The sequence below is a fragment of the Actinokineospora sp. genome (assembly GCF_050699995.1).
Taxonomy (GTDB): domain Bacteria; phylum Actinomycetota; class Actinomycetes; order Mycobacteriales; family Pseudonocardiaceae; genus Actinokineospora.
The window spans coordinates 1-4,786 of record NZ_JBOHGC010000349.1 but is presented as its reverse complement, the minus strand read 5'-3'; the positions used below and the strand labels follow the sequence as shown (position 1 = coordinate 4,786).

General features: G+C 69.5%; 3 protein-coding genes. 2 read left to right on the top strand and 1 reads right to left on the bottom strand.

Going from position 1 to position 4,786, the window contains the following annotated elements:
- Nucleotides 1–627 precede the first annotated feature (627 nt).
- On the bottom strand, nucleotides 628–1,500 hold the full coding sequence (locus ACRDSQ_RS17190) for an SGNH/GDSL hydrolase family protein (RefSeq protein ID WP_431422367.1): 873 nt from the start codon (nucleotides 1,498–1,500) through the stop codon (nucleotides 628–630).
- A 112-nt stretch (nucleotides 1,501–1,612) separates the two neighbouring features.
- Here ACRDSQ_RS17190 and ACRDSQ_RS17185 point away from each other — a divergent pair, with 112 nt between their 5' ends.
- Nucleotides 1,613–2,242, top strand: a complete 630-nt coding sequence (locus ACRDSQ_RS17185; protein ID WP_431422365.1) for a TetR/AcrR family transcriptional regulator — start codon at nucleotides 1,613–1,615, stop codon at nucleotides 2,240–2,242.
- 168 nt (nucleotides 2,243–2,410) lie between these two features.
- The coding region (locus tag ACRDSQ_RS17180) for a lamin tail domain-containing protein (RefSeq protein ID WP_431422362.1) at nucleotides 2,411–4,786 on the top strand (2,376 nt) is incomplete at its 3' end.

Genomic DNA, 4,786 nt, shown 5'->3' with positions numbered 1-4,786 from the left:
CCCCAAGCCGTCCCAGCCGTCCCAGGCGTCCCATTGCAGGTCAGCCCTGGGACGGCTTGAACCCTGGGACGGCTCAAGCCGTCCCAGGAGCGATCCGGATCGTCAGAACGGATACGGACGGTTACGTCCGTCTATGTTCGCTGCGAGCGGGCCAAGGTGACGGTGCGCCGTGGTGGGTTCCGTCACGGCAGGGTGATCAAGACCGCTGGGCTTGTGTCATCCCTCTTGGGTGGGTTTGCAACGGTGCAACCGCGTCGGCGTGGAAGGCCCCAAACCGCGCTCCTGGGACGGCTTGAGCCGTCCCAGGGTTCAAGCCGTCCCAGGGCTGACCTGCAATGGGACGCCTGGGACGGCTGGGACGGCTTGGGTCTCACTTTGGGTCTCAGTCAAGGCAGACCGCCGCAGACCGCGACGGAGGACTGTCCACGCTGACCTGCGGCTGAGGGCAGCCCGAACCGTCCTGAACCTGGGGGAACGGACCTCGAAAGCGCGTGACGGGTAACCCCCGTCCGTGGGTTCAAATCCCACCGCCACCGCCAGCTAGCAGACAGAACGCCCGGCCCCGATGATCATGGGGTCGGGCGTTCTGCTGTCCAGTCTCATTCGTAGTCTCATTCGACCGTGGGGTCAGCCGGTGATGGCCTTGGTGAGAACCGCGGCCGCGCCCTGCATCCCCAGCAGGTTCGGGTGCACCGGGGCGGCGATGGCACCGGGGACGATGCCCTCGACCCAGCGGACGCCCACCGGCTTGCACACGTCGTGGCCGAGGCTGTTGGGGTAGATGTCGACGAACTCGGCGCCCCCGTTCGCCGCGGCCTTGGCGAAGGTGGCGTTCAGGTTCTTGGTGACCTTCACCAGGTACGCGTAGTCACCGGGCGCGACGGGCATGTTCGGACCCCAGCACGACCCGGACTCCGGCAGCACCGAAGGGACACCGACGAAGAGCACCCGGGCGCCGGGCGACCGTTCGCGGATGCCGGTGACGACGGCGGTGAGCTTCGATTCCAGCAGGGTCAGGCGCCGGGCGAGCTCGTCCTTGCCGCCGGCGTTGTAGACGGCGGTGCAGGGCTTGCCGAACGGGTTCAGGGCACCGAGCGCGCCGCACACGCCCACGACCTCGCCGAAGGGCAGGTCGTTTCCGCCGATGCTGACGGTGACGAGCTGGGTGTCGGGCTTCAACGCGGCGAACTGCGGCGTCGTCGCCGGGTGCTGGGCCGAGGTCATGTCCTGGATGCGCGCGCCGCCGCAGCTGATGTCGGTGAGCTGGGCGCCGATCGCCGTGGCGGTGAGTCGGGGGTAGTTCTGGTCCGACCTGCCGCACAGGGGGGCGACCTGGTTCGGGATAAGCGGGCCGGAGGTGAACGAGTCGCCCAAGGCGACGTAGCTCGGTCCCGGCTCGGCCTGCACGGCACCGCTGACCAGCAGCGGGAGCGCGAGCGCGGCACCCAACGCGGCGAGAGGCCGTCGGAAGCGGTACCAGGGGCGGGACGTGGCGGCCATCGGCTCTCCTCGGGGCGGGGCGGAATGGTGACGGAGGTTACTCGTGAGTTTGAACTTGGGTCAACAGTTTGAATTCGAGTCAAACGGCCGGGAGGTCGGTAGGGTGGCAGAGGTGTCCAGCCCCAGGAGAGCCCGCCGCGCCGAGCCGAAACCCGATCCCGCCGCCGCCCTGCTGCGGGCGGCCGCCCGGCTGTTCGCCGAACGCGGCTACGACGACGTGTCGATCGACGAGATCGCCAACGAGGCAGGCGTCGCCAAGGGGCTGCTGTACTACTACTTCACGAACAAGCGCGCGCTCTACGTGGCGATCATCCGCGACGCGTCGGACCAGCTCGCCGCGCGCACCGCGCCCGACCCGTCGCTGCCCGCCGCCGAGCGGACCGCCGCGGTGCTCACCGAGCTGATCGACTGGGCCAAGGAGTACCGCCCGCTGATGGGCATCCTGCTCGCCCAGGGCACCGGTGCGGAACCGGAGATCCAGCGGGTCGTCCAAGCGGGCCGGGAGCGCCAGATCGACATGATGCTGGCGGGGATGCGCGACGCTGCTGCCGAGCTGGACCTGCCGATCGACCTGCCCGCTCCGCTGCTGCGGCACACCATTCGCGGGTGGATCGCGTTCCTCGAATCGACCTTGACGGCCTGGCTACCGCACCCCGACATCAGCGAGGAACAGCTCAAACAGCTCTTCCTGCACGCCGCCGGCGGGCTTCTGCATGCCGCGCACCGAGTCCCCACTTCATGAGGCACGTCATCGTCGAGGACGAGACCGCGACCGAAGCCGACTGCCAGGACAAGTAGACGGGCGTTCGCGCCCCCAAATAGGGCCCTTATTTCTCACTCGGCGTGGGCACGATCCGCCCCCGCAGGCCTTTCACCGTTAACCAAACAGGTGAAGGATGCCGGGACCGCAGTGAGGAAGGAACATTCTGTGAGAACACCCCGGTTAGTGCTGCTCGGCACCGCCCTGTCGCTCGGCGCGGTAGCCGTGGCCGCCCCGGTCGCGGCCGCCGTGCCCAGTGCGGGCGCGATGATCGCCGAGGTCTTCGGCGGCGGCGGCAACTCCGGCGCCACGCTGACCAATGACTTCATCGAGTTGGGCAACGCGGGCACTTCCGCCGTCGACCTGACCGGCTGGAGCGTGCAGTACCTGCCCGCGTCCGCGAGCGCGACCAGCGCGTGGCAGATCACCCAGCTGACCGGCGCGCTGGGCGCGAACGGTCGCTATCTCGTCGCCGAGGGGGCAGGCGCCGGGGGCGCCGTCGCGCTGCCCACGCCGAACGCCACCGGGAACATCCCGATGTCGTCGACCGGCGGCACGGTCGCCCTGGTCAACACGACATCCGCGCTGACCTGCAAGACCGCCGCCGACTGCGCCGCGGACCCACGCATCGTCGACCTGGTCGGGTACGGCGCCGCGGTCGTCCGCGAGACCTCGCCCACCCCGGCGACGAGCAACACCACCTCCGCGGCCCGTCCCGCGCTGACCGACACCGACAACAACGCCGCCGACTTCGTCATCGGCGGGCCCACGCCGACCAACGCCGCGGGGGAGACGCCCGGTGGCGGCGGCCCGGCGCCGACCCCGGCGAAGATCAACGAGATTCAGGGCGCGGGCCACCTGTCCGCGATGGACGGGGTCAAGGTCAGCACCACCGGTGTGGTCACCGCGATCAGGGCCTTCGGCTCCTCGCGCGGCTTCTGGCTGCAGGACCCGCGGGCCGACGCGAACCCGGCCACCAGCGAGGGCCTGTTCGTCTTCACCGGCTCGGTCACCCCGAACCTGGCCGTGGGCGACGCCGTCACGGTCGTCGGCACGGTCGACGAGTTCTACCCGGACGCGTCCCCCGCGTCCTCGCTGATGCTCGCCACGACCGAGCTGACCAGCGCCACTTGGACGGTCAACTCCAGCGGCAACGCGCTTCCCGCCGCGGAGGTCCTCACCCCGACCACCGTCCCGAACGCGTTCGCGCCCAGCCCCGGCGGGTCTATCGAGGCGCTGCCTCTTGACCCGGCCACGTACGCGCTCGACTTCTACGAGTCCCGCGAGGGCATGCGGGTCCAGGTCGACAACGCCCGCGTCGTCGGCGCGACCACCTCGTTCAACGAGGTCTTCGTGACCACCAAGCCGGACCAGAACCGCTCCGCGCGTGGTGCGACGGTCTACACCGGCTACGACGACTCCAACAGCGGCAGGCTGCAGGTCCTCTCGCTGATCCCGTTCGCGCAGCGGCCCTTCCCGCAGGCGAACGTCGGCGACACGCTCGCGGGTGCCACCGCGGGCCCGGTCGACTTCAGCCGCTTCGGCGGTTACGTCGTGCAGGCCACCCAACTCGGTGACCTGGTGTCCGGCAACCTGCGGCCCGAGGTGACCCGGGCGGAGCGCGGCGGCGAGCTCTCCGTGGCGACCTACAACGTGGAGAACCTCTCGCCGGTCGACTCGCAGGCGAAGTTCGACCGGCTCGCGCGGGCGATCATCACCAACCTGTCGACGCCGGACATCCTGTCCCTGGAGGAGATCCAGGACAACACGGGCCCGGTGAACAACGGCGTCGTGGCGGCGGACGAGACGCTGCGCAAGTTCAGCGACACCATCGTCGCCCAGGGCGGCCCGCGCTACGACTGGCGGCAGATCGACCCGGTCGACGGCCAGGACGGCGGACAACCCGGCGGCAACATCCGGGTCGCCTTCCTGTTCAACCCGGCGCGGGTGTCCTTTGTGGATAAGCCGGGTGGTGACGCGGTCACCCCGATCGAGGTCACTCAGGGCGCGTTCCCGTTCCAGGCCAAGCTTTCGATCTCGCCCGGCCGCATCGAGCCGGGCGACGAGGCGTGGGCGAACAGCCGCAAGCCGCTGGTCGGCGAGTTCACCTTCCGCGGTAAGCCGGTGGTCGTGGTGACCAACCACTTCAACTCCAAGGGCGGCGACCAGCCGCTGTTCGGCCGCAACCAGCCGCCGAACCGGACCTCCGAGGTGCAGCGGCTCAAGCAGGCCACGCTGGTCAACGCCTTCGCGCGCAAGATCACCGACATCGATCCGTTCGCGAACGTGGTGGTGCTGGGCGACATCAACGACTTCCAGTTCTCCCCGGTGATGGCGAAGCTGACCGAGGGCGGCGCGCTGCGGGCGCTGATCAATGACCTGCCCGAGACGGAGCGCTACAGCTACGTCTTCCAGGGCAACGCCCAGGCGCTCGACCACATCACGGTGAGCCCGTTCATCTTCCGGTCGGACTACGACATCGTGCACATCAACGCCGAGTTCGCCGACCAGGCGAGCGACCACGAC

Bases quoted from the DNA above. Each gene is read 5' to 3' on its own strand.
- ACRDSQ_RS17190 (WP_431422367.1), bottom strand. From the start codon at position 1,500: ATGGCCGCCACGTCCCGCCCCTGGTACCGCTTCCGACGGCCTCTCGCC.